At 49.6% G+C, this 23,717-nt stretch carries 23 protein-coding genes; 12 read left to right on the forward strand and 11 right to left on the reverse strand.

Annotated elements, in window-relative coordinates:
- Nucleotides 1–33 precede the first annotated feature (33 nt).
- From FJM67_RS06870 to FJM67_RS06880, 3 genes are all read left to right on the forward strand, one after another.
- On the forward strand, nt 34–1,062 hold the full coding sequence (locus FJM67_RS06870; protein WP_219845917.1) for a TAXI family TRAP transporter solute-binding subunit: 1,029 nt from the start codon (nt 34–36) through the stop codon (nt 1,060–1,062).
- Between the two features lie 89 nt (nt 1,063–1,151).
- Nucleotides 1,152–3,278 carry a TRAP transporter permease gene (locus FJM67_RS06875; protein ID WP_140588047.1) on the forward strand — a complete coding sequence of 709 codons (2,127 nt, stop codon included), beginning with the start codon at nt 1,152–1,154 and terminating at the stop codon, nt 3,276–3,278.
- Nucleotides 3,279–3,483: 205 nt separating this feature from the next.
- A complete protein-coding gene (locus FJM67_RS06880) occupies nt 3,484–4,218 on the forward strand; it encodes a substrate-binding periplasmic protein (RefSeq protein WP_235890005.1) in 735 nt (244 codons plus the stop codon).
- A 72-nt stretch (nt 4,219–4,290) separates the two neighbouring features.
- Here FJM67_RS06880 and FJM67_RS06885 read toward each other — a convergent pair whose 3' ends face one another.
- Nucleotides 4,291–6,279: an LTA synthase family protein gene (locus FJM67_RS06885; RefSeq protein ID WP_140588048.1), complete on the reverse strand. Its 1,989-nt coding sequence runs from the start codon at nt 6,277–6,279 to the stop codon at nt 4,291–4,293.
- 220 nt (nt 6,280–6,499) lie between these two features.
- Between FJM67_RS06885 and FJM67_RS06890 the strand changes: the two genes are divergently transcribed.
- Nucleotides 6,500–6,700 (forward strand): YgaP family membrane protein, encoded by a 201-nt coding sequence (locus tag FJM67_RS06890; protein ID WP_140588049.1) that lies wholly within the window; start codon nt 6,500–6,502, stop codon nt 6,698–6,700.
- A 70-nt stretch (nt 6,701–6,770) separates the two neighbouring features.
- On the opposite strand, the gene FJM67_RS06895 is transcribed toward FJM67_RS06890, so the two are convergent.
- The 6 genes from FJM67_RS06895 to FJM67_RS06920 form a co-directional block, all read right to left on the reverse strand.
- Complete coding sequence (locus tag FJM67_RS06895) at nt 6,771–7,136, reverse strand: AraC family ligand binding domain-containing protein (RefSeq protein WP_140588050.1); 366 nt, start codon at nt 7,134–7,136, stop codon at nt 6,771–6,773.
- Between the two features lie 169 nt (nt 7,137–7,305).
- Nucleotides 7,306–8,532, reverse strand: coding sequence for an allantoate amidohydrolase (locus FJM67_RS06900; RefSeq protein WP_140588051.1), 1,227 nt, complete (start codon nt 8,530–8,532; stop codon nt 7,306–7,308).
- A 3-nt stretch (nt 8,533–8,535) separates the two neighbouring features.
- Nucleotides 8,536–9,762, reverse strand: a complete 1,227-nt coding sequence (locus FJM67_RS06905) for a pyridoxal-phosphate-dependent aminotransferase family protein (protein ID WP_140588052.1) — start codon at nt 9,760–9,762, stop codon at nt 8,536–8,538.
- 9 nt (nt 9,763–9,771) lie between these two features.
- Nucleotides 9,772–10,590 (reverse strand): sulfite exporter TauE/SafE family protein, encoded by an 819-nt coding sequence (locus tag FJM67_RS06910; RefSeq protein ID WP_140588053.1) that lies wholly within the window; start codon nt 10,588–10,590, stop codon nt 9,772–9,774.
- A gap of 302 nt (nt 10,591–10,892) precedes the next feature.
- The gene (locus FJM67_RS06915) at nt 10,893–12,464 is read right to left on the reverse strand and encodes a gamma-glutamyltransferase family protein (protein ID WP_140588054.1); all 1,572 of its coding nucleotides are present in this window, start codon (nt 12,462–12,464) and stop codon (nt 10,893–10,895) included.
- A gap of 3 nt (nt 12,465–12,467) precedes the next feature.
- Nucleotides 12,468–13,649: an amidase gene (locus FJM67_RS06920; RefSeq protein ID WP_140588055.1), complete on the reverse strand. Its 1,182-nt coding sequence runs from the start codon at nt 13,647–13,649 to the stop codon at nt 12,468–12,470.
- 204 nt (nt 13,650–13,853) lie between these two features.
- On the opposite strand from FJM67_RS06920, the gene FJM67_RS06925 reads away from it, so the two are divergent.
- Nucleotides 13,854–14,279 carry a GNAT family N-acetyltransferase gene (locus FJM67_RS06925; RefSeq protein ID WP_140588056.1) on the forward strand — a complete coding sequence of 142 codons (426 nt, stop codon included), beginning with the start codon at nt 13,854–13,856 and terminating at the stop codon, nt 14,277–14,279.
- Here the strand turns inward: FJM67_RS06925 and FJM67_RS06930 are convergent.
- Nucleotides 14,276–15,088: a MurR/RpiR family transcriptional regulator gene (locus tag FJM67_RS06930; RefSeq protein ID WP_235890006.1), complete on the reverse strand. Its 813-nt coding sequence runs from the start codon at nt 15,086–15,088 to the stop codon at nt 14,276–14,278. The two genes, FJM67_RS06925 and FJM67_RS06930, sit on opposite strands and share 4 nt — an antisense overlap.
- 416 nt (nt 15,089–15,504) lie before the next feature.
- On the opposite strand from FJM67_RS06930, the gene FJM67_RS06935 reads away from it, so the two are divergent.
- On the forward strand, nt 15,505–16,758 hold the full coding sequence (locus tag FJM67_RS06935) for a D-amino acid dehydrogenase (RefSeq protein WP_140588058.1): 1,254 nt from the start codon (nt 15,505–15,507) through the stop codon (nt 16,756–16,758).
- 76 nt (nt 16,759–16,834) lie between these two features.
- Nucleotides 16,835–17,188, forward strand: a complete 354-nt coding sequence (locus FJM67_RS06940; protein WP_140588059.1) for a RidA family protein — start codon at nt 16,835–16,837, stop codon at nt 17,186–17,188.
- A gap of 79 nt (nt 17,189–17,267) precedes the next feature.
- On the opposite strand, the gene FJM67_RS06945 is transcribed toward FJM67_RS06940, so the two are convergent.
- Together FJM67_RS06945 and FJM67_RS06950 are read right to left on the reverse strand one after the other, a co-directional pair.
- Nucleotides 17,268–17,585 (reverse strand): CcdB family protein, encoded by a 318-nt coding sequence (locus FJM67_RS06945; RefSeq protein WP_140588060.1) that lies wholly within the window; start codon nt 17,583–17,585, stop codon nt 17,268–17,270.
- Complete coding sequence (locus FJM67_RS06950) at nt 17,585–17,830, reverse strand: type II toxin-antitoxin system CcdA family antitoxin (RefSeq protein ID WP_140588061.1); 246 nt, start codon at nt 17,828–17,830, stop codon at nt 17,585–17,587. Before FJM67_RS06950 ends, FJM67_RS06945 begins: the two co-directional genes overlap by 1 nt.
- 198 nt (nt 17,831–18,028) lie before the next feature.
- Here FJM67_RS06950 and FJM67_RS06955 point away from each other — a divergent pair, with 198 nt between their 5' ends.
- Nucleotides 18,029–18,766, forward strand: a complete 738-nt coding sequence (locus FJM67_RS06955) for a ferritin-like domain-containing protein (protein WP_140588062.1) — start codon at nt 18,029–18,031, stop codon at nt 18,764–18,766.
- Nucleotides 18,767–18,787: 21 nt separating this feature from the next.
- Here the strand turns inward: FJM67_RS06955 and FJM67_RS06960 are convergent, their stop codons facing one another.
- Nucleotides 18,788–19,285: a hypothetical protein gene (locus FJM67_RS06960; protein ID WP_140588063.1), complete on the reverse strand. Its 498-nt coding sequence runs from the start codon at nt 19,283–19,285 to the stop codon at nt 18,788–18,790.
- Nucleotides 19,286–19,484: 199 nt separating this feature from the next.
- Here FJM67_RS06960 and FJM67_RS06965 point away from each other — a divergent pair, with 199 nt between their 5' ends.
- From FJM67_RS06965 to FJM67_RS06980, 4 genes are all read left to right on the forward strand, one after another.
- Nucleotides 19,485–20,267, forward strand: a complete 783-nt coding sequence (locus FJM67_RS06965) for a sulfite exporter TauE/SafE family protein (RefSeq protein WP_140588064.1) — start codon at nt 19,485–19,487, stop codon at nt 20,265–20,267.
- A 232-nt stretch (nt 20,268–20,499) separates the two neighbouring features.
- On the forward strand, nt 20,500–20,952 hold the full coding sequence (locus FJM67_RS06970; protein ID WP_140588065.1) for a MarR family winged helix-turn-helix transcriptional regulator: 453 nt from the start codon (nt 20,500–20,502) through the stop codon (nt 20,950–20,952).
- Between the two features lie 32 nt (nt 20,953–20,984).
- Nucleotides 20,985–22,046: an HlyD family secretion protein gene (locus FJM67_RS06975; protein ID WP_140588066.1), complete on the forward strand. Its 1,062-nt coding sequence runs from the start codon at nt 20,985–20,987 to the stop codon at nt 22,044–22,046.
- A 14-nt stretch (nt 22,047–22,060) separates the two neighbouring features.
- Nucleotides 22,061–23,590 (forward strand): DHA2 family efflux MFS transporter permease subunit, encoded by a 1,530-nt coding sequence (locus tag FJM67_RS06980; protein ID WP_235890007.1) that lies wholly within the window; start codon nt 22,061–22,063, stop codon nt 23,588–23,590.
- Nucleotides 23,591–23,717 lie beyond the last annotated feature (127 nt).

Consider the following 23,717-nt stretch of genomic DNA (forward strand, 5'->3'; position numbering starts at 1 on the left):
TTTCAATAACAACAACATAGATAGGATATGACCATGAAAATGACAAAGCGTACGCTGATCAAAGCCATGAGTGCCGCACTGGTAATGGGAACGGCCATTGGTAGTGTGGGGCTTGCCCAAGCCGCAGAAAAGCGTTCTTACGTATTAGCAACAGCCTCTACCGGCGGCACCTTTTACCCAGTCGGTGTGGCGCTAGCGACTCTGACAAAGGTGAAGTTAGAACCTACTCTCGGTATTTCTATGTCGGCCATCAACTCGGCAGGCTCCGGGGAAAACATCAAGCTGATGCGTGAAAACGAAGCGCAGTTGTCTATTTTACAAGGTCTATATGGTGCTTGGGCGTGGGATGGGGAAGGTCGAATGGCTTCTGAAGGCCCTCAGAAAAACCTACGTTCTATCAGTATGTTATGGCAAAACGTCGAGCAGTTTGTGGTAAAAGCAGACTACGCTAAAACTGGCACCATTGCCGATATGAATAATTTGGCCGGCGAGAAGTTTTCTATCGGCACCAAAAACTCTGGCACCGAAGGTTCAGGTTTAGCCATTCTCGGCAATATGAAAGTGCCAGTGGATCAGCTAGATATGGCTTATATGGGTTATGCGGCCTCTGCCGATGCCCTACAGAATGGCACCATTGATGGTATGAACATCCCATCTGGTGTGCCAACCAGTGCTGTTACCCGTGCTTATGCTTCTTTGGGGAACGACATCACTATCTTGGAATTTACTGACGAGCAAATTAAACAGGCGAACGGTAACTTCAAACTTTGGACGCGCTTTGAGATCCCAGCCAATACCTACCCAGGTCAGACCAAAGCCATCCAAACCATTGCTCAACCAAACTTCTTGGCAGTTAATGACGACATGCCAGAAGAAGACGTTTACCAGTTGACTAAAACCATCTACGAAAACCTACCTTTCCTAAACGGTATTCACAAAGCCACGAAAGATATGTCGCTAGCGAAGGCAATTGATGGTTTACCAGTACCGCTACATCCAGGTGCGGCCCGTTACTACCGCGAAGCTGGCTTGACCATTCCTGATCATTTGATCATCGAGTAATACCTCGGGGAGCTTGCTCCCCATTCTCCCTGTGTTCACTGGAATCCTCGGCGCTGCTCGACAGCGCCCTTACCAACTAGGTTATAACTATGGCAGAGTCAGCGGCGATCGCACACGATCAGGAAACTCAAGAAAAACTAAAAGGGTTAGAACTGACCCAGCGGGAAGAAAATTCCTTGTCGGGAAGATTCGTTTATTGGGCCGGGGTGCTGTTTGCGCTAGCACATATTTACTTTAATACCCTAGGCACACTTTCTGAATTATGGGTGTCGGCAATTCATTTTAGCGGTTTTGCATTGATCTGTGCCTTGATGGTGCCAGCGCTACGTACCTCTAGTGCGAGTGGTCAGAAAAAAGTGTTGCTGCTTGATATCGCCATTGGTGTGTTGGCGATTGCCTGTACCGTCTATCTGATTTTATTTGAAGATGCCCTATATGATCGGGGAGTGACTTTTATCACCAGTGATTGGGTGGTGTCTTTTGTTGCTATTGCCATAGCGTTAGAACTGACCCGCCGAACTACCGGTTGGTTTATCCCCACCATGATTATTGTCGCGCTCACTTATGTATTTTGGTGGGGGCCTTATATAGACGGCATTTTCGGTTTTGCTGGCTTAAGCCTAGAGACCGTGATGTTCCGCTCGTATTTTTCGTCTGAGGGGATGTTCGGCTCCATCGCCCGTATCTCCTGGACCTATGTATTCATGTTTATCCTGTTCGGTGCTTTTTTGGTGAAGTCCGGGGCAGGGGACTTCATTATAGAATTATCCCGCTGTGCGGCTGGTCGCTTTGTGGGTGGCCCCGGTTTTGTGGCGGTTCTTGGCTCAGGCTTGATGGGCTCAGTGTCTGGCTCATCGGTTGCCAATACCGTATCAACTGGTGTGATTACTATTCCGATGATGCAACGTGCTGGCTTTCCGGCACGCTTCTCCGCTGGGGTAGAAGCTGCCGCATCTACCGGTGGGCAGTTGATGCCTCCAGTAATGGGGGCGGGCGCCTTCATTATGGCGTCATATACTCAGATCCCTTATGTGGAAATCATCGCGGTATCGACCTTGCCGGCCTTGCTGTACTTCATGTCGGTGGGCTTTTATGTGCGCGTGGAAGCCATGCGCTCCCACGCCCATGCGGTAGAGCTTGATAGCCGCCCACTAGGGGAAGTATTCAAAGAAGGTTGGCATTTCTTGCTACCGTTAGCCGTGTTAGTTGCGCTGTTGATTTGGGGCTTTACGCCTACCTATGCGGCTGGGATTTCCATTATCGCGGTGATTGTTTCATCTTGGTTGTCTAAGAATCCGATGAAGCTAAAAGATGTATTAGACGCTTTAGCACAAGGTTCCCGGAATATGGCAACTACGGCGATTCTATTGATCGCGGTGGGTTTGGTTGTCAACGTCGTGTCCATGACTGGTATCGGCAATACCTTCTCTCTTATGATTGCAGAGTGGTCGGACGGTAGCCTGATTATTATGATGGCACTGGTGGCTTTGGCCTCTTTGATTCTGGGTATGGGCTTGCCGGTCACTGCGGCTTACATCGTACTGGCAACCCTCTCGGCTCCCGCATTATATGGTTTGATTGCTGAGTCCCACTTGGTAGATCTGGTGGTAGCCGGTAATTTGCCAGAAGAAGCTAAGATCATCTTTATGCTGATTGACCCTGCGAAATATGCATTGTTATCCGCTCCTATGGCAGAGGCAGATGCCCTCGCTTTGATCGCCCAAGTGCCTGCAGACTTTAAAAATCAGTTATTAGAGCAGGCGGTTAACCCCACTGTCTTGAGTGCGGCGCTGTTATCCGCCCATATGATTATTTTCTGGTTATCCCAAGACTCTAACGTTACCCCGCCGGTGTGTCTCACCGCCTTTGCGGCGGCAGCGATTGCCAAAACACCACCGATGGCGACGGGCTTTACCGCTTGGAAACTCGCCAAGGGCTTGTACATTGTGCCGTTGTTGCTGGCGTACACGGATTTTATCGGTGGCGAGACTAGCGATGTCTTGCGTATCTTTGTGTTCGCATTATTTGGTATCTATGCGTTTGTCGGCTTTATGGAAGGTTATTTGGAAGGGCCGTTGCCACTACTGCTGCGCTTATTGTCTGGAGTGGCGGCATTGCTGATGTTATGGCCCCATCAGAGCATTCTGATCGATAGCGCCGGTTTGGTATTATTCCTAGCTCTATTTATTTACAGTCGTAAACATCGAGAGGAATAATTTACGCCGACTGGGTCAGCCATCTGACCCAGTCTTTTAATTGTTTGATATCTACGGTTAAGGTTTCTGAACGTATTTGCCTGTTTTTCCAAAATTTGGTCACAATTAGCGACCTGTACGGGCTCTACAGCGACTCCCCCCCTTCTGGTGTTCAATTTTTCGACTAAGATCGAAAGTACGACCACTAAATGATAAGGAGTTTACTGTGTCTAAATTACGTTTCTTGGCTTACGCAGCGTTAGCGTCTTCTGCAATGGCTGCTCAGGCAGCGAATGTTTCTCTTACTACCTTGAACTGGCCGCCATTTGTTGGTGACTCACTAGATCGTGGTGGTTTTATCAACGTAATCGTTCAAGAATCTTTGGCAGCCGCTGGTTACACCAGTGACGTTGAGTTCACTGCTTGGCAAACTGCCCTAGATACTGTTAAAGCTGGCGAAAAGGATGCCGTCGTTGGTGGATACTACTCAGAGGCTCGTGCTAAAGATTACCTATACTCTATTCCTCTCTACACCGTCATGGTGGGTGTTATCAAAACACCAAAACTTGATATCAGCAGCTACGATTCATTCACAACGTTAAACAACTACAAAATCGGTAAAGTGGAAGGCTTCGTCACGAGTGAAGCATTCGATAACTACGCTTTTAGTCAGTTACAAGTATTCAAAGAAGTAGATCAAGCCGTTGCCGCTCTAGAGGCTGGCAAGATTGACCTGTATGCAGACAGCTTGTCCGCAGCCCGTGAAGAAGCGAAAAAGCAAGGTATGGATCCAATGGATCTACAAATCTTGATCCCGCCATTGGAAGAACATGATCTTTATCTATTAGTGTCGAAAGCGATTCCTAACTCTGAAGAGCTACGCAACGCCTTTAACAAAGGCTTGATCGAACTTCAGGCGTCTGGTCGTTATGAAGAAATTCTGAAAGAATTTAATCAGTAAACTACGTACTACAACCGTAACCAGTTGCTGACTGGTTACGGTTCTCCTAGTGGTCACCACTATCATAGCGCCCTATTGCGCATTTATTCCTTTCACGCGAGCGTTGATTTGCCAGTGCAGTAGTTGCGGCAAAGCCGTTAATTTAGCTTCTTGTTCAGGAGATGGCGGTTGTCCTTTGTCGGCTAGCTCCAAGTCACCGGCCTGAGCCCAGGGATAAAACTGCACTTTGCTATCAAGAGGGTAAGCACCGTTCTCATCAATCCATAAGGTGGAGTTATAGCCAAAAGCTCGGGCTGGGGCGTCTTCTGTCGCTAGCATATTTCTGCCTGCTAAACTGCGGTATTGGGCATTTGACAAGCTGAAATGATAGATCGTTGGGAAGATATCCTTATGGGAGCCAACTCTTTCCATATCGTATTTCCAGTCGGTGTTATCTAGGATGGGCTGCGGTACGTACAGATAAAAGGGCACCGCACGGTCTATTACTTGTTCGTTCGGGTAGGTGGCGCGTAGACGACGCATTTGATGATCGCCGGTAGCGGCAATGAGGGTCTTGCGCCCTAGATCAGACTGTTTAATTTTGTTGATAAACTCACCAAAAGCATTCGCAGCAAACTGGAATGTGGTCAGCATATTTTCCAAGCCAATATCCCCATCAATTAAATGTGCTTTAACCTTTTCTGTCAGAGTAACGGGGTAAGCCTGATAGCGCTCCGGTGTGATATAGGGAGGGTGATTCGTAACCGTCAAAATGGTAATAAACACCGGGTGGGTGGCTTCCTTTAATAAAGTTTCTGCCAAGCGATAGGCGTAATCATCCGGTACGCCCCAAGCCGTTATTTCATCAATGGCCTCGGGGTATAAGTTAATCAAACTGTTTTGGTCGTATACTTTGTCGACTCCCTGAGAGGGTAGGTAACCGCTAAAATTTCGCCAAGCCATATTGCCCGGAGAGATAAAAATCACTTCGTACCCCGATTGGTGGTACACGTCGAAAGGGATTAAATCCAACCGAGTATTTTGCACACTGCTCTGGCTGATGTTTTCCATCGGGCTCTGAAAGAACAGGGCGGCGAAAGAGGGGGCGGTGCCATTGTGCTCTGATACAAAGCGTTTGAAGACGAAATCCTGTTCAAAATGAGGGCGCAGCTGCCCTAGCATATCGTTGGTATCTGCTTCATCTAATGCCAGCATATTACTGCCGAAGCTTTCCATTAAATTCATCACCACATGGGGTGGGTTATCGGCAAGCCAGCTATTTTCGGGGGTGGTTTCAATTAGTGATTCTAAACCAAGAGTCGCTTGTAAACGCTTCCCATCGCTAAGTTTCACCGGTTTAAAGGAAAGATCCTTGCTCTTGCTGTCATAGGCCCAACTGAGCGTCATTAAACCATTAGGCGTAAGTTTGTTAATAATCCGTAGATCCGATACATGAGAGTCGTTTTCCCGTAACGGAAAGGTGCCTAGACTACCCCGAGCTAAGATCGCTAGACCAAGAAATACGACGATCAGAAATGAACTAAACAAAGCCCAGTGCCAAGGCTTAGCGACATCGCGGAGGCGAACTTTCCTATCTAGCCAATAGCTTCCTCCCGTGACGAGCAGACTGATAGTGATAATCCGAATAACCGGGTAGTCCTGCCAAATGTTCGCTAGCACACTTAGGGTGTCGTCTTCCCCCAAGGCAAATACGAACATATCAAAATGGTTATGGTAGGTTTGGTAATAGTAAATATTCGCTATCGCCGATAAGGCAAAGGTAAATCCCAGCAGTGGCCAAAGTATGATCAGGAGTTTACTCCACCACCGCCAAGTCAATCGGTGCGCTGCAAAGATCAAACTGGGTAAGAATAACAGCAGGATAAAGATACTGGTGACTCGCAAATCGTAACGCAAGCCCGTTAGCCACATGCGCTGAATATCGCCACTCTTACCGTTGAGTTGATCCGGTTCTGTAAACAAGTAGAACATCATTCCACGTGCGAGTAGCAGCATAAGCACTAACCAAAGTAGCTGCGGTAAGGCACTTTGAATAAATAAACGCATCCGTTGTTGATACATGTGGTACATCACTCTGAGCATTCCAAATTGGTGCTTATGATAGCATTTACCCAGCATAATTGGACTGAGCAAGTCGGTGGCGAGTTTGATAAATAGGGAAATACCGAGCATGTAACAGAGAACAAAAAATCACTGGATTTTTATAGTAGACATATCTATATTAGTTAAATCTAATTATTTTAGTGCTTTAAAGCACGCTTTTGAATTCGTTGAGTGCGTTATGTCTATTGATCGTGTGGTTTTGGCATTTGCCGGTACGGTAATTCTAGTTAGTCTAGCTTTGTCTCAATGGGTTAACCCGAACTGGATGTGGTTGACCGCGTTTGTTGGTGCTAACTTGCTGCAATCTGCCTTTACGGGTTTTTGTCCGTTGGCAATGGTGCTGAAGAAAGTTGGTGTTAAACCAGGTTGTGCATTTTAAGTACTGGAATTTTTTTGGTTGAGTTGTCCTATTTTGGCCGCAGGTTTCCCCAGCGGCTTTTTGTTGTTACTTAAAAACGGACATCATCAGGCAAAGTGATAAAAATGGAATGGCGCACTTCATTAAATAGGGCCTTTGAGCAGTGACCTTGGCCTTCAGTGTCTTCTAACAGCAGCACATCCCCTGCGCCAAATTGGCGTGTTTCTCCCGATGACACCATAAACTCGCAACGGCCTTTGATGATAAAGAGCAATTGCCGTTGTGGTGCTGGGTGCCATTTGAAATCATAGTCGGCGGGTGTTTCCCGAAAGAGCATCTGACCGACTTCGAACCGCTTTGACAACATCCCAATGGGGCCGCCATCGCTAACTTCTATTTGTACCGTTCCAAAGTGGCTATTGCCTTGCTCATCGTTGAAAATTCGGGTGATTTGCATCGTATTGCTCCTCTGTTAAGTCGGGCATGGGGCAAGTACAGATTATGTTGAGCCGCGCCCATGGATGGGCGCACCGCGACTTGCAGGCATGGATGCCTGCCGGAGCGGCGGACATAATACTGTACTTGTCCTAGCCTCGGAGTGGCTGGCAATCTAGTCGCATACGGAGTTAGGTAAAGTGCTGTAGGGTATGGCTTAACACCGCTAAGGCCGTTGCGACATCCTGTGTGTGAATCGATTCCGCTGGGTGGTGACTGATGCCTTTATCACAGCGTAAAAACAGCATGGCGATAGGACATATCTCGGCTATGGCCATGGCATCGTGGCCTGCCCCGGAGAACAAGGTATAAGGGGCGATATTTTGAGTTGCAATCGCTTGGCGTAATAAAGCTTGTAACGCAGGATCGCACTGCACCGCATTGGCCGCGTGCGTTTCAATCCGATCAAGGCGGACATTGCGTCGCTCTGCAATAGCATTTAATTGCTGCAAAATATCCTCAAGGGCGGCTTCCCGGCGTTCATCCAGTTCGCTGCGGATATCTAATGAAAAGGTCGTCAGTCCGGAAATCACATTTACCCCATTTGGGCGGTTACTGATTTGTCCGACCGTTGCCACCACATCGTGCCGTTTGGCACAGGATTCGATAGCGAGGATCATTTCACTGGTAGCGGCTAAGGCATCTTGGCGCAGCGTCATGGGCACTGTACCGGCATGTCCCGCCATGCCAGTGATGATAAATTCAAAGCGCTTTGCTCCGGCGATGGCGCTTACGACCCCGACGGGTAAATTCTGTTGTTCCAGCACCGGCCCCTGTTCGATATGTAGTTCAAGGTAACCCTTGATATTGCCGGTTGGGAGCTTAGCTTGAAGGACTTGGTCAAACTCCAAGCCAAATTGCGCCATGGCTTGACGCAAGGTGATGCCGTTTTCATCTTCTAAATCAGCCCAACTTTGCGGCCATTTCCCAGTCAGAGCGCGACTGCCCAACAAGGTTGAGCGAAAGCGCGTGCCTTCTTCATCCCCAAAGCCCACTACGTCGAGATGAAACGGTAACTTGATCCCAGATTCGTGCAGAGCACCGATCAAAGTCACCGGCGCGACAACGCCGAGCATGCCATCGTATTTGCCACCGTTGGGTACCGTATCCAAATGACTGCCCAGAATAAATCGAGGCGCATCTGGCTCGGGGGCAGCAAAGCGTCCCCAAAGGTTGCCTGCGGCATCCTGCCAAGTGGACATCCCCGCATCCTGCATCCAACCGCCGACTAGTTGATTCGCCTGTTGATGCTCGGGGCTGAGGTAGCGTCGGTCGAGATAGTCTGCTGATTGGCTGATGTTGCCCAGTTCTTCGAGTCGGCTCATCGCGAGATTGGCTAGGGTTTGAAAATCTAACATAGGTTAACCCTGAGCCTGACCGGCGTAGACCGCCATTGCCGCATCGACACCCGCACCGGCGGGCATTGAAAAGCCTTGGCGACGCAGCACGGTTTCTAAGGACTGCAACGTATGCAAAACGGCATCTTGGCGAGCGTTGTAGCCCATGGTGCCGATGCGCCAGATTTTGCCTTTTAAGGGCCCAAAACTGGTGCCGATTTCAATATTAAAGAGGTGGAGCAAGTCGTGACGAACCTGTTCTCCGTCTACTCCATCGGGAATGTAGACCCCGACCACGTTGCTCATTTTGTGTTTTAAGTCGCCAAAAGGCGTAAGTCCAAGGGCTTGAATACCTCTCAACATCGCCAGTCCTGCGGTTTGGTGGCGCGCTAACACGTCATCTTGCCCTTCGCTTAATAAGGCAACGGCGCATTCTCGGGAACCGAATAACATGGTGGCGGCTTCAGTGTGGTGGTTGAGACGTTCATCGCCCCAATAGTCCATGATCATGGCCAGATCGAAGTAATTCGAGCGAATTCGTGCCCCTTTCGCTCCTGTATGGTGACTGTCACGAATGCCCGCCTCTACATGGTGACGGCGACGCACGGCTTGGACGAAGCGATCACTCATGGATATTGGCGCACTACCCGAAGGGCCGCCTAAGCATTTTTGCAGACCGACAGTCACCGCATCCACTTGCCACTTATCCGTTTCAAATGGGTTGCCACCAATCGAGGCTGTGGCATCGGTGTAGAACAGCACATCGTATTCACGGCAAATCGCCCCCAATGCGTCCAGCGGCTGAAGCATGGTGGTGGAAGTGTCACCTTGCACAATGGCCAACACCTTCGGGCGAATCCGCTTTATCGCCTCTTCGATTTGTTCCGGCGCAAACACTTCGCCCCAAGGAACTTCGATGGTATGAACGTCGGCATCGGCGCGCTCGGCGATCTCGGCAAGTAGATAACCAAAGCGCCCGAAAATCGGCACCAGCACTTTATCGCCCGGCTCCAACACCGACACCAGTGCGGCTTCGATTCCGGCGCGAGACGTGCCATCAATCAAGAAGGTTTGCTGGTTTTGTGTGTTGAACACGCGGCGATAAAGGGCCATGGTCTCATTCATATAGTCCGTCATGGCCGGGTCATATTGTCCAACCAGCTGAGTCGCCATGGCTTGCAGAACCCTTGGGTAGCAGTTGATTGGGCCGGGGCCCATGAGCAATCTTGGGGGAAGCGTTAGTGGTTGCATGACAGACTCCTACATCAACACTTGGTACAACATGCGAAGGCCGGTGAACACCAACACAATCGCAAAGACTTTTTTCAACATGGCCGCATTCAAACGCTGGGCCAAACCGGCGCCCACCGGCGCAAATAACACCGTCAGCGGGATAATGCAGGCCGCGCCAACCAGATTCACTAGACCTACGGTGGCGAACGGGGCATCTGCCGGTGTTTGACCAACTAACAACATGGTGATTGCCGCTGGTAGCGAGATAATCAAGCCAACCGCAGCGGCGGTGCCGACAGCGCGGTGGGCAGGGTAATTACAAAAGGTCAGTGTCGGGACAGTCAGCGTACCGCCACCGATGCCCACCATGGAGCTGAAGAAACCGATGCCCGTGGCAATCGCGCTCTGACCCGCTTTGCCGGGAAGAGATTGAAACAAGGCGTCTTTTTTACCCAGCAGCATATTGATGGCCGATAGGGTGGCGATAATGCCAAACAATAGGGTCAGCCATTGGCCTTCTACTTTCGTGACGACCACACTACCGATCATGACGCCGATAAAGATAAACACGCCCCATTGTTTCAGCAGCGGGAAGTCCACATTGCCTTTGGCGTGATGGGAACGAATGGAGCTGATTGACGTGGGGATAATGGTGGCGAGGGAGGTCGCTGTGGCTACTAGCATGGCGCTGTCAGCGCTGACTCCTAATCCTTGGTAGAGGAAAAATAAAACGGGCACGATGACAATGCCACCACCGACACCCAACAGCCCCGCCAAGATGCCAGCGATCACGCCGGTGCCCATCATGGCGCTAATCATGGAAAGGTGTTCCACTATGAATGACATGATTTGTGTTTACTCCCACCTTAACTGGTTTTATCTAATAAATTCTTTACTTGGCTGACTGCTGAGCCAGCAACACCTTCTCCGACCCGGCTTATACGGCACATCCCTGTGCCGATTAAGCCTACGCAATCATCCTGATTGCTGGTCTCTGAAGGGTTGTCTGCCTCAGCCTGAGGCCGAATATCCCTACTACCGAGCCAGCAACACCTTCGCTGACCCGGCTTATACGGCACATCCCTGTGCCGGTTAAGCCTACGCAATCATCCTGATTGCTGGTCTCTGAAGGGTTGTCTGTCCCAGCCTCACGCCCCAGATGAAACTGCCAAACCATCACTTCGTGGATCGGTAGCAGCATCGGTTGTACCGTCTCGGTGAAGTACCACCGCACCGGCGTGCCCCATCAATTCATTACAAGCGGGTACTTCCACCAAATCATGGCCACGCAGGCGCAATGTCTCGGCAGAATCACCTGCAAAATCCGCTTCTACTTTCAAATTGTGACTCACATCGCCCCAGGTGCGGCCAAGTAACCAGCGTCCAGTACTAATGGCTTTGTCTAGCGGCATTCCGTGGTAGACATAGCGGCTAAACAGAGCGGCCTGAGTTTGTGGTTGCCCCTCGCCACCCATGGTGCCATAGCTCATGCGGCGGCCGTCTTTTAATTCCGCAAAAGCTGGGTTTAAGGTATGAAATGGCTTTAAATTCGGCTTAAGTGCCTGTAAATGCTCGGGATCGAGGCTGAACGAGGAACCGCGGTTGTTCCACACAATCCCGGTGCTTGGGCTCACGATGCCGCTGCCAAATTCCCAATACAAACTCTGGATGTAACTCACCATTCGGCCTTTGCTGTCACAGCAGCCCATCCAAATGGTATCTCCGTGCTTGGCTTCATGTGGCCAAGGTAATGCCTGTGTGGCAGAGATATTGGCGCTCATTTTGGTCAGTGAAGGCGGCGTCAGTAACTCTTCTAGGTTCAATGCCAAACGCGCTGGGTCAGTGACGTATTGATTCCGAGCGATAAAGGCCTGTTTGGTTGCTTCGATTAACAAATGCGCCATGTCCGTATCACTGCCATCGCCCAGAATGGAAATGCGATCATACAGCGCCAAAATCAGTAGGGAAGCAATGCCCTGAGTCGGCGCGGGCAAGTTGTATAAGGTGCCTTTTGACGTGGTAACTGACAGCGGTTTTACCTGCTGAGCATGGTACGACCAGAAATCTTCCAAACGAATGGGTGAGCCTGCGGCTTCTAAATCTTTCGCCAATTGCATGGCTACTTCGCCTTGGTAGAAGTCGGCTAATCCCATACGGCTAAGGTGTTCTAGGGTGGCGGCAAGGCGTTCGAGTTTCAGCGTCGTGCCTTGTTTAAGGATGTTGCCATCCTGAAGGAACTGCGAGAACTCCGGCAAGTGCGCAAGATCGGCATGCACCTTACGACTGGCAGCTTCTAAGCTGGCGGTAACCTCAATGCCAGAACGAGCATGGTCAATGGCATTGTTTAACAGTGTCGGTAGCGGTAAGCCAGCTTGCCACTGATGACTGATGGCCAAAGCTTCTTGCCATCCGGCGACCGCGCCCGCCATGGTAAGTGCCGCTTTCCCGCCGCGTGTTGGAATCTCGGTAAGTCCTTGATAAAACGACAGATCGGCCATTTGCGCCGCTTTGCCGGAGGCGTCGATACCAATCGGTGCCTTGCCCGGTTCACTGATTAACCAGAAACCATCGCCGCCTAATCCGTTCATATGGGGATACACCACGGCGATGGTCGCGGCGGCTGCTACCATGGCTTCGATGGCCGTGCCACCTTGGGCCAAAATGGCTTCGCCAGCTTTGGTGGCTTCGTGATGAGGGGTGGTGAAGGCGATCTGAGACATAGGTTACTCCAGCAAAGATTTGGCAAAGGCGATCAAGGCAAGATCGCTGTTTCTCGGGCCTAGCAACGATAAACCACAGGGGGCACCCTCTATATCCACAATTGGTAGATGCAGTTGCGGATAACCACCCAGCCCTGCAATTGCGGTCATAGACAGCAATTGGTTGCGGTAGTCGGCGAGTGCTTCATCTGGTGTACCGATCAAAGGCGCACGTCCTGGCGTGGTTGGCAACAGCAACAAGCCGTTGGCTAGATGACCGTCGAGCCATTTTGTAAAAGCGATTTGGCGCTGTTTCGCCAGAGTCACCTCTTCTGGCGAAATGGTCTGCGTCCATCGCAAACGCTGCTCAATATCCGGTGCAAATTCTGGCTGCTGGGTTTGAATCCAATCCCCATGTTCTGCCCAAATTTCGGCACCTTGGAGTACTCGAAAGGTCTCGCCAGTTTGCCAAGCATCCGCATCAATGGACAGCGAATGAAGCTCACTGAGTTTGCTGGACTGTTGCCACTGTTTCAGTTTGGCTTTTAGCAAATCCCTGTGCTCGACCTGTTCCATTTGCAAATGGGCGATTTGAACCCGTTGCATCATCGGCAGTGCATGATCCGCCGTATCGCCAAGTAGTACTGACATGGCTTTTGCTAAGGAGTCTAAATCCTGAGTGAGCACACCAACCGTATCAAAGGATGGCGCCAGTCCTACCATATGATCCATAGGGATGCGCCCATGGGTGGGACGTAAGCCGAACAGACCGTTGTAGCTCGCCGGAACGCGAATGGAACCGCCGGTGTCCGTGCCCAAGCCAATATCCGCAAGATTGGCGGCCACCGCTACCGCAGAGTCAGACGAAGATCCCCCTGGCAAGCGCTCGGGTGTGATCGGGTTGGTCGGTGTGCCGTAATGAATATTTTGCCCGTTTAAACTGTATGCCAGTTCGTCGGTGATGGTTTTGCCGACAAACTTAGCGCCAGCATTTAATAATGCGACAACGCTCGCTGCGGTGTGCTCTGGTGTGGCATGGGTGGCGAGCCAAGTTGGATTGCCCGCCGTGGTGGGGACACCTGCCATATGAAACAAATCTTTCACTGCCAAACGTAACCCAGCCAAGCTTTGAGCGCCCGTTGTAATGCCTGCTCTGGTATTTACCGAGACCGGCAGAAATGGGTTTGGTGTTAGACGGTGTGGCATATTTGTCTCCTAAATTTCTACCTATGAAACATTTGTTTCTCTGTTCTGTCAAGAGAAACGAATGGCACTATTACTAAAAAGTTATGTTCGGGAAAGCTGACAATCACTCTGTAAGTGACTGCGCAACTTGGATCATGATTGCGCTAACGGCAAAATCGGTTCAGGATGGGAGCAGCCCTTTTGGCGTTCCTTGTGGAGAGAGTCATGTCAGCAACACCATCCGTTCAATATAAAATCAACGACCCCATTTCCGTACAGCAATTTATCGATTTACTGAACAAAACCACCCTAGGTGCAAGACGTCCGGTAGCGCACCCTGATGTGGTGGCATCCATGTTAAAGCATGGCAACTTGCTGATTACAGCTTGGATAGGGGATCAGTTAGTTGGCGTTGCCAGATCACTGACCGACTTTGATTTCTGCTGCTATCTGTCGGACCTAGCGGTGGACGAGACGGTTCAGGCAAGCGGTATCGGCAAGCAGTTGGTGCGTTTGACCAAAGAGCAGCTGCACCCCAACTGCATGATTAACCTGTTGGCGGCACCCCAAGCGGTGGATTACTACCCGAAAATCGGTTTCGACCAACACCACAGCGCTTGGATTCTCAAAGACATAGAGCGACTGAACTAGCGTTCTAGCTCGTCCAATTCTTCATAGAGGTGAGAGATGGCTTGGGTGCGCACTTGAGCGCTTTCACCAATATGGCGATACACCATATTGCACAGCATGGAAACCAAGCTCATGGGCGCTGCATAGCTGTAAAAAGGGTTGTCGTTACCTAAATGGCAGACTAGCACATGCTCCACTTGCTGATTATAAATCTGCCCAGTGGGGTCGGTAATCAATACTGTCTTCTGCCCAGTGAGAGCCGCTACCACATGTTTAAATACCTTGGTACGACGCTGGAAACCCAGCAGCACAAACACTTCCCCTGCGACAATATCATGCAAATCTTCCCCAAGGGTTTGCCCTGGCTGGGGCAAGAGCCGCACGGTTTTGCGTATCTGTTGCAGTTGCTGACGAAAGTGTAGCGCAACCGGGTAACTGTTTCGAAAGCCAATAAGCGTCACCCGCGGTGCGGTTGCTAACTGCTCGCTAATGTTCTGAAGTACTTCAGGGCGCAACCCGTCAAAGGTGCGGGTCAGGTTATTGAGCTCGGTAGCGGTTTGGTCAATTTCATTCCCTTGGGTCAATACCGGGACACCGCTATCCCGTAAAGCTAGCTGTGCCTGCTTGGCATCTTGTTGGGAGGCGAAACCCAGTTGGCGGAAAAAGCGGCTGACGGTGGCTTTTGAGGTATTGGTCTTATCTGCTATCTCGGCGGTGGTTTGGCTCACAATCGCCAATGGATGTTGTTGCAGGTAGCTCGCAATCGCCCGAGCCGAGGGCGATAGGGAAGGATAATGCTGCTCGATAAGGGAAAGTACGTCCTGCTTCACGATGAGATCACTGCCTTAAACACAATAGAAACTTGAGTATACGCGAATTAAAAGCGGGTTCCATGCCAAGGGAGCGTTGAAACGGGGTGTTGCTTGGTAGCGGGAGCCAAGGCTCGTTTCAGCCGTTCCCCATCTATCCTCACAACTCCCGCCGTTACTACTCAATCCACCTATTACCGACCGAGATCAAGGTTCCCAATAAACTGGCGCTGAAAGTCACGAGCTAGGTCAAGATATTGTTGTGGAAACTGTGTGCAGGATTTTCAGAAACCATAAAAATAGTCAATAGGTGAAAAATTCTTATTATTTATATTTTTATGGTCTAATTAACTGTTTGGTATTTGTAAATAAGTTAATAAAACTATTAAATCGTAAATATAATGCCCATATCGTCTTTTTGTATTGGGTTTTTCAGTATGAATGTTTGTGTACTCGGTTCCGGTGTAGTTGGATTAACTTCTGCTTACTATTTAGCCAAAAAAGGGGCTAAGGTGACGGTGATTGACCGTCAAGCCAGCCCAGCTATGGAGACTAGTTTTGCCAATGCGGGGCAAATCTCCCCTGGTTATTCTGCTCCATGGGCGGCACCGGGCATTCCGTTAAAAGCGGCGAAATGGTTATTTCAAAAACACGCACCGCTGCGGGTCAACTTCACCCCTTCAGTGGAGAAATACACTTGGATGGCGAAGATGCTAGGGCAATGTACCGAGTCCGCTTACAACGTGAACAAGTCGCGCATGATGGCCTTGGCTGAGTACAGCCGTGACCAGTTTGTGGAGCTACGCAAGGACATTGGCATTACCTACGAAGACCGTCAGTTAGGCACATTGCAGCTGTTCCGCACGCAACAACAAGTGGATGCCGCAGAAAAAGACATTAAAGTGCTAAAAGCTCTGGGAGTCCCCCACGAGCAACTAACCGCCCAAGAATGTGTCAATATCGAAACCGGTTTGCGCCCGGTAGTAGATAAGCTAGCCGGTGGTTTGCGTTTGCCCGGTGATGAAACCGGTGACTGCTACCTGTTCTGTCAAAACCTAAAAACTGAGTGTGATCGACTTGGTGTTACCTTCCGCTTTAACGAAAACATCAAATCTATTGATGCTCAGTTTGGTCGCCTTAGCGGTGTCACCACGGACAAGGAAACTCTGAACTTCGATAAGGTGTTGGTCTGTTTGGGTAGCTACTCAACGGAGCTCATGGCGTCCTTGGGTATTCACATCCCGGTTTATCCGATCAAGGGTTACTCACTGACTGTTGCCATCCAAGATGAGCAATATGCACCGATTTCTACCGTCATGGACGAAACCTATAAAGTTGCCGTGACCCGCTTAGGTGGTCGTATCCGCGCTGCCGGTACGGCTGAGATTAACGGCTTCAATTTAGACCTGCCGGAATCCCGCACAGAAACCATCAAACACGTGGTAGGGGACTTGTTCGGACAGGGCTGTGATTTGAATCAGGCGGAATACTGGACGGGTCTACGTCCTATGACCTACGACGGCACCCCTATCATCGGCGCTACTGACGTGTCTGGCTTGTACTTGAATACCGGTCACGGCACCTTGGGATGGACCATGGCTTGTGGCTCTGGCCGCGTGATCGCCGACCTGATGTGCGAAACCAAAACCGATATTCCAGCGGACGAGCTATCTGTCGCTCGCTATCGTTAATCTGAGGGAGCTGCGGCTCCCCCTGTTATTTCCCATAAGCCAATTTATAAAAGCCCATTAAAAACATAGGTACATTATGTCTATCCAACGTTATGAAACCGGCGCCCGCATGAGCCGTGTAGTCGTGCACAACAATACCGCTTACTTGTGTGGCCAAGTGGCCGAAGACCGCAACGCCGACATCACCCACCAAACCCAAACCATGCTTGCCAAAGTCGATGACTTACTGGCGTCCGTGGGTAGTGACCGTGAACACATCTTGTCTGCCACCATTTACCTAAAAGACATGAGCTTATTTGCCGACATGAACGCCGTTTGGGATAACTGGGTGCCAGCCGGATTTGCCCCAGCCCGCGCCTGCGTCCAAGCACAAATGGCGTCTCCAGAACTACTGGTCGAAATCTCCGTTATTGCCGCCATTAAAGCATAATCAAGCTACCACCACTGGCTACTCCGGTGGTCGGTGGTGCTTTCCTTTTGAAATAACTTATCCATCATCCTCTCGGGCGTTAAATGCCGGTGATCGCCAGATCTAAAGCCGCAACAATCTGGTCTCTGAAATGAGAGAGAGAACCAATGGGGTTCTTGAGGTGTTTTTCTGGCACAGAGGAAATTTGCGGGGTTAATAGCAACAACTCTTGATCGGCAAAGCTGACTTCGAGAGTGAGTCCTTGCATGACTTCACCACCGAACGCAGAGCGTTTGCCCAAGGGAATCACAATTCGAGTTGTCAGATCGCCCAAGAGGCTGCTCTGAATATCGACAAGATAAGGGTAGTATCCTTTGCTAGTTTTACTTGGGTTGGGGTATACATCGAACTGTGCCATCAGAACTCCCTGAATTCGTCGCCGAAGCATCCGTATTGTTCGACGAAGTCATTGTAGCTTTTTATTGCCGCGCGATTTTCTTCAACCCACTGAGCAGCTTCGTGCTTCGCGAGTTCTTCTTTTAAAGCCTGTTCCAGTGTGGCAGACAAGTTAATGTTGAGTTCTCGGGTTTTACGCAGAAGATCGCTATTGATAGAGAGATTTGCTGCTTTTTTGGGGGCGGCTGAGTTATATAGTTGAGCCATGAGACTCTCCCAGAAGATAGAGAATATAAAGTCTGATTCTATGCGCATGTCTATGCGCAGGCAAGAAATTAACCAATGACCGTTATCAGGCGTGCCTACGCTGTCGTATTGTCATCCGCTCGGTATTTAAATGCTTAAATATTAGATTAATCTAAATTATTTCGATATATTAGTTGGGTCTAATTCTTTGGGGCGTCCATGAGCAAATTTACATTACCGAGTCTACTTATATTGGGTAGCCTTTTTCTCATCTCGTGTGGGGGAGAGGATGCTACCTCAGCAGCAGATAGTGCATCAGCAACCGATAACAAGTCATCGCTACCGGCTGAAGTGCAAAGCGCTATAGACAGTGAGAAATCCACGTTGAATCAGGAGTTAACAAACACGCTGTCTTTTATGGGGAATGAAGAGCGATTGGCCTATGACCTCTACAATGCTTTGTACAAACAGTACCCAAATTTAAACCAGCTCAATAACATTGCGACAAAATCGGAATACAAGCATATCGCTGCGGTACAGCTCTTAGTTCAGAAGTATATCTATGATGAAAATGACTTCACCAATATAGATGGCTCTCCGTTAGGCTATGAAAATACCGATATTCCTGACATGCAAGCTGGGACTTACGATATAAAGGCGATTCAGCAACTGTATGATACCTTGTATGCAAAAGGTGTTGTTTCAGAAACGGATGCTTTAGAGGTCGGGTGCATGGTTGAAGTAACGGATGTTAATGATTTGAATGAAAAAATCGCCATCGCTCAGAGCAGCAATGCTAGCGATATCGAAACCGTTTTCGACTTTCTACGTGATGGCAGTTATAACCACTATTGGGCCTTCGATGACGGCTTAAGAAATAAAGGGGTTGAGAATGGATGTTGCTCTCTCGGCACCATAGACGGCGTCAATTATTGTCACGCGGAATATCCTAAGTAGATTCAATCCAGTCCTTGATGATCAATTCACTGCTAGGGCATTGGGGTTATCAATATCGAATTGATAGGCCCACAAGGTTTCTAGCTCGCCACGTTTGTTGGGCATTTTTACTTTCAATGCCCATTGCATACGGTTGTCGGTACACAAGGGAATGACAACTTTGCCGTGCCATTGGTTACCCTCTTTTCGACGTAGAGGGTATTCGTACACACCTAGGTACATGTCGCGGCCTTCTAATACCAGTGTTACATCATCTGGTGCATCGGCCATAGCAGCGGGTAGGGTCAGGGTCGTTGGAATACGGCGGTTAATATTAATGCCATTTTCAAATTGCACTTGGGAGCCATCGAAACGGTTGTTGGTCTGCACGTCACAGAATCCGCTTTTTAGGTCGCATAGACCGACATCATCTGGCATGGGTGGCTCAGAGTGGACGGTGCGCAGCAAGGCGGCAATGCCAAATACAGAAGCAAATGCCACGGCGTAAAAACCAAGTTCAAGTTTGCTAAAGGCTTTCATAAGCAGGGTATTCTTCGATCTCGTTTTAATCGGTGCTAGTTTACTCCTTAATAGAGTGTTGATGTATGTCAAAGTTCGCCAATCTCAGGTGCTCGGGCGACGTTCCTTATTTGCTGCAAAACCCAGCGTTGCAGTTTTTGAACTGGTTCTGCATGGATTGAAAGAGTATCGTATGCGCCTGATTTGAAGGGGTATAGCGATGACATTTCTACTTTATATGTTGCTTGGCGCCGGTGCGGGAACGTTAGCGGGTTTATTTGGCGTCGGTGGTGGCCTGATCATAGTACCAGTGCTGATCTTCAGTTTTACCTTACAAGGGATGACGCCTGAGGTTATGACGCACCTTGCGGTCGGCACATCGTTAGCAACCATCGTGTTTACCTCCATTAATTCTGTGCTCGCCCATCATAAACGGGGTGCTGTACTGTGGCCGGTGGTGCTGTGGCTCAGTGGCGGTATTATTATTGGTAGTTTCCTCGGTGGTATTACGGCAGCCTACATCCCTGGACGCGAGCTGCAAATTATCATCGGCGTCTTTGCCCTGTTAATGTCGCTACAAATGGCGACTGGCTGGCGTCCGAAAGGCGCGAAATCCACTCTTGGTCATACTCTGTTGAGCGTCGCTGGAACCATCATCGGTTGGGCATCGGCCATCTTTGGTATTGGCGGCGGCTCTTTGACAGTGCCGTTCCTCACTTGGCGCGGGGTAGAGATGAAGCAAGCAGTCGCGAGCGCTGCTGCGGTAGGTTTGCCGTTGGCGGTTTCCGGAGCTTTGTCCTTTATGGTAATGGGATGGGGTCATGAGTCATTGCCAGGTTGGAGCATCGGCTATGTTTACTTGCCAGCACTGGTCGGGATTGCCTCCACTAGCATGATCTTTGCTCGTTTCGGCGCGGCGCTTGCCCACAAACTTGACCCGGTGATGCTAAAGCGTTTATTCGCGTTGCTACTGCTTTGTGTTGGGTTGAACTTCTTGTTGTAAGCGTTCAAAAGCGCAATCGTCATTCAATCTCGTCAAGCTAAGGCCGTGTTTCAGTGAAGCACGGCCTTTTTGCTTTCCCGTCATTTAGCTCGTGGGCGCTTTGCATTATGGGGAAATGGTGAAAGAACTATGCATCGTATCTAGTCTGCATTGTATATAGTAAGCAATGTATATAATAATCTTCCTATCTTAAATGAATCGTTAGCCTTTCAAATACAGACATCCATCCAATATGACCGTTAAATCTTCACAACCCGTTAAATCTTCACAACCCGTTAATGAAATAGGCTTTTTGCTGACTGACATTAAGCGACTGATGCGCCGGGAATACCTAAAGCGCGAGTTGCCCATGACACCACAACAGGCTCGTGCCCTGGTGTATGTCAGCCGCAATGAAGGGATACGCCAAGTCGCCCTTGCCGATATTTTGGAAATTCAGCCCATTACCTTGGCCCGTTTGATTGATCAGTTAGCGGAGGATGGCTTAGTTGAACGACGCCCAGATCCTGATGATCGTCGTGCGTATGGTCTGTATTTGACTGACGCCGCACAAGCGCGATTGAGCGATATTCGAGTCATCGTAAAAGAGGTTCAAGAGGATGCTTTGGCAGGTTTAAGCCAAGAAGAGATCGATCAGTTTGAACGAACTCTGCGCACGATTCACAGTAATTTAGCCGGGCGCTAAGCCCCGCACTGTCCAAATTCGAGAGAAATATCATGTCTGAACAAGCAACATCTGCACCAGCCGTCAAACCTCAAGCGAAAGCCAAGCGTCGTATGCTATTGGGTGTGATCCCAGTGATTGCTGTGCTTGGTAGTGGCTGGGTGTATTTAAATGGTGGCCGATATGTGGAAACCGAAAATGCTTACCTAAAAGCAAATAAAACGGCGGTCACCGCCCAAGTATCTGGGGTGATTAATTCGTTAAATGTGAGTGAAAACCAGTCGGTCGAAAAAGGCCAACTGCTATTCAGCATAGATAACAGCAGCTTCAAAGTGGCGGTCGCCCAAGCCCAAGCACAATTGGATCAGGTACGTATTAATCTGATGTCACAAAAAGCCGCCTACGTTGAGAAGCAAGCCGAGATCGAGCTGGCGAAGAGTCAGCTCGCCTACAACCGTAAAGAAGCTGACCGCCAAGCGAACTTGTCAAAACAGAATTTCGTATCGGCTTCCCAATACGACGCCACCAAACAAGCAGTAGCGGTGAGTGAGTTGCAATTAGCAACCTTAGAAAAGGACCTCATTCGATTGCGCGAAGCGCTTGGTGGTAACGTCGAGCGTCCCATCGAACAGCACCCAAGTTACCTGTCTGCTCAAGCCGCATTGGCTCAGGCAAACTTGAACCTAGAACATGTGGCTGTGTATGCGCCGAGTACTGGCGTGGTGACGAAGGTGCCGACGAATGGGGAATTTGTCGCAGCCGGTAGCACCAGCTTAGTCTTGATTGGTGGTGATAAAGGTTGGATTGAAGCCAACTTTCCCGAAAAAGATTTGGCGCATTTGGCGCCGGGGCAAAGCGTAGATATCGAAATTGACGCCTATCCAAACCGTCACTTGATCGGTCATGTGGCCAGCATTAGCCCGGCAACGGGGTCTGAGTTTTCCGTGATTCCGGCGCAAAACGCGACGGGCAATTGGGTCAAAATTACCCAACGCGTGCCTGTGCGTATTGAGTTCGACACACAGCAAGACTTACCACCGTTGCGTTCTGGCTTGAGTGCCATTGTTACGGTCGATACACATCATCAGCGTCAATTGGCTGGGTTTAGCCTGTAATTTAGGAGTTGGCAATGTCGGAACAGACCATGACCGCATCCTATGAAGACAAAGCAGCCGAGCGTTTGATGATCACCTTGTCGGTGATGCTCGCCACCATTATGCAAGCATTGGATACCACCATTGCGAACGTCGCCTTGCCACACATGCAGGGCACCATGGGGGCGACTCAAGATCAAATTTCTTGGGTGTTGACCTCCTACATTGTGGCGTCGGCGATTTGCTTGCCATTGACGGGCTTTTTGTCAGCGAAATTTGGTCGAAAGCAGCTGTTTCTGTGGTCAGTATTTGGCTTTACGGTCACGTCTGTGTTGTGTGGGTTAGCCCAGTCGTTAGATCAAATCATCCTGTTCCGCTTGCTACAAGGGGTTTTCGGTGCCGCCTTAGTACCCTTGTCTCAATCCATTTTGCTCGACACATATCCTAAAGAAAAACATGGTTCTGCCATGGCGATGTGGGGTGTTGGGGTGATGGTCGGGCCCATCTTGGGGCCATTCTTGGGCGGTTTACTGACCGAGTATTACAGCTGGCGTTGGGTGTTTTACATTAACGTGCCATTCGGGATTTTCGCATGGTTTGGTATTGCCACCTTTGTGAAAGAGTCTGAATTACAAAAAGGCCGCCGCTTTGACTTGTATGGTTTTGCCTTGCTAGCGTTAGCGATTGGCTGTTTACAGATGTTGCTTGACCGTGGCGAAACGCTTGGTTGGTTTGAGAATATCGAGATCACCATCGAAGCCTTTGTCGCGGTTTTGGCGGGTTACATGTTCATTGCTCATATTCACACCCACCATCAACCCTTCATCGAACCGGTGTTGTTCAAAGACCGAAACTTCGCCGTTGGTTTGTTGTTTATCTTTATTGTCGGTGTGATTTTACTGGCGACTATGGCGCTATTACCTCCGTTTATGCAGAAACTGATGGGGTATCCGGTGGTCGATGTGGGCAGTATCTTGGCACCCCGTGGATTTGGCACCATGGCTTCCATGATGGTCGTCGGGCGCTTATCTGGCAAAGTCGATCCGCGCTACTTTATCTTCATGGGTTTGGCATTGGTGACATTTTCCATGTGGGAAATGACCCAATTCACCTTAGAAGTGACCAGTGCGGACATCATCCGTACCGGCGTCGTGCAAGGTGCCGGATTGGGTTTGGTGTTTGTGCCGCTTTCTACCATTACCTTTGCCACCTTAAACCCAAAATATCGTAACGAAGGTACGGCCATGTTTAGCTTGGTGCGAAATATCGGTAGCAGTATTGGTATTTCGATTGTGGCGACCTATTTGTCACAGCAAGTACAAAAAAATCATGCGGTGTTTTCCCAGTCGATCTCACCGTTTAACTTTGGCTTAGATGTTCTTCCATCATCGGCGGGCATAAGCGTGAAGAGTGAATACGGACTGGCCATGTTGGATAGTATGGTGAACCAGCAAGCCGCGACCTTAGCGTATCTGCAAGATTTTCGTTTGATGATGTGGGTGACCATTGCCGCGATGCCACTGGTTTTTTTTCTATCGAATCCGCTTAAAAATGTACACCGCTAAAGCATTTCTTAGTAGTTGTTACATCGATCTTCAATCAGTTCATCCGACATGAAAAGCGCCTCACGGACGAGGCGACTCCTCAAATATGCTAAGAACCTTGGGGCAATTCACCCACACTCGCTGATTT

The organism is Maribrevibacterium harenarium (assembly GCF_006385675.1).
GTDB classification, from domain to species: Bacteria; Pseudomonadota; Gammaproteobacteria; order Pseudomonadales; family Marinomonadaceae; genus Marinomonas; species Marinomonas harenarium.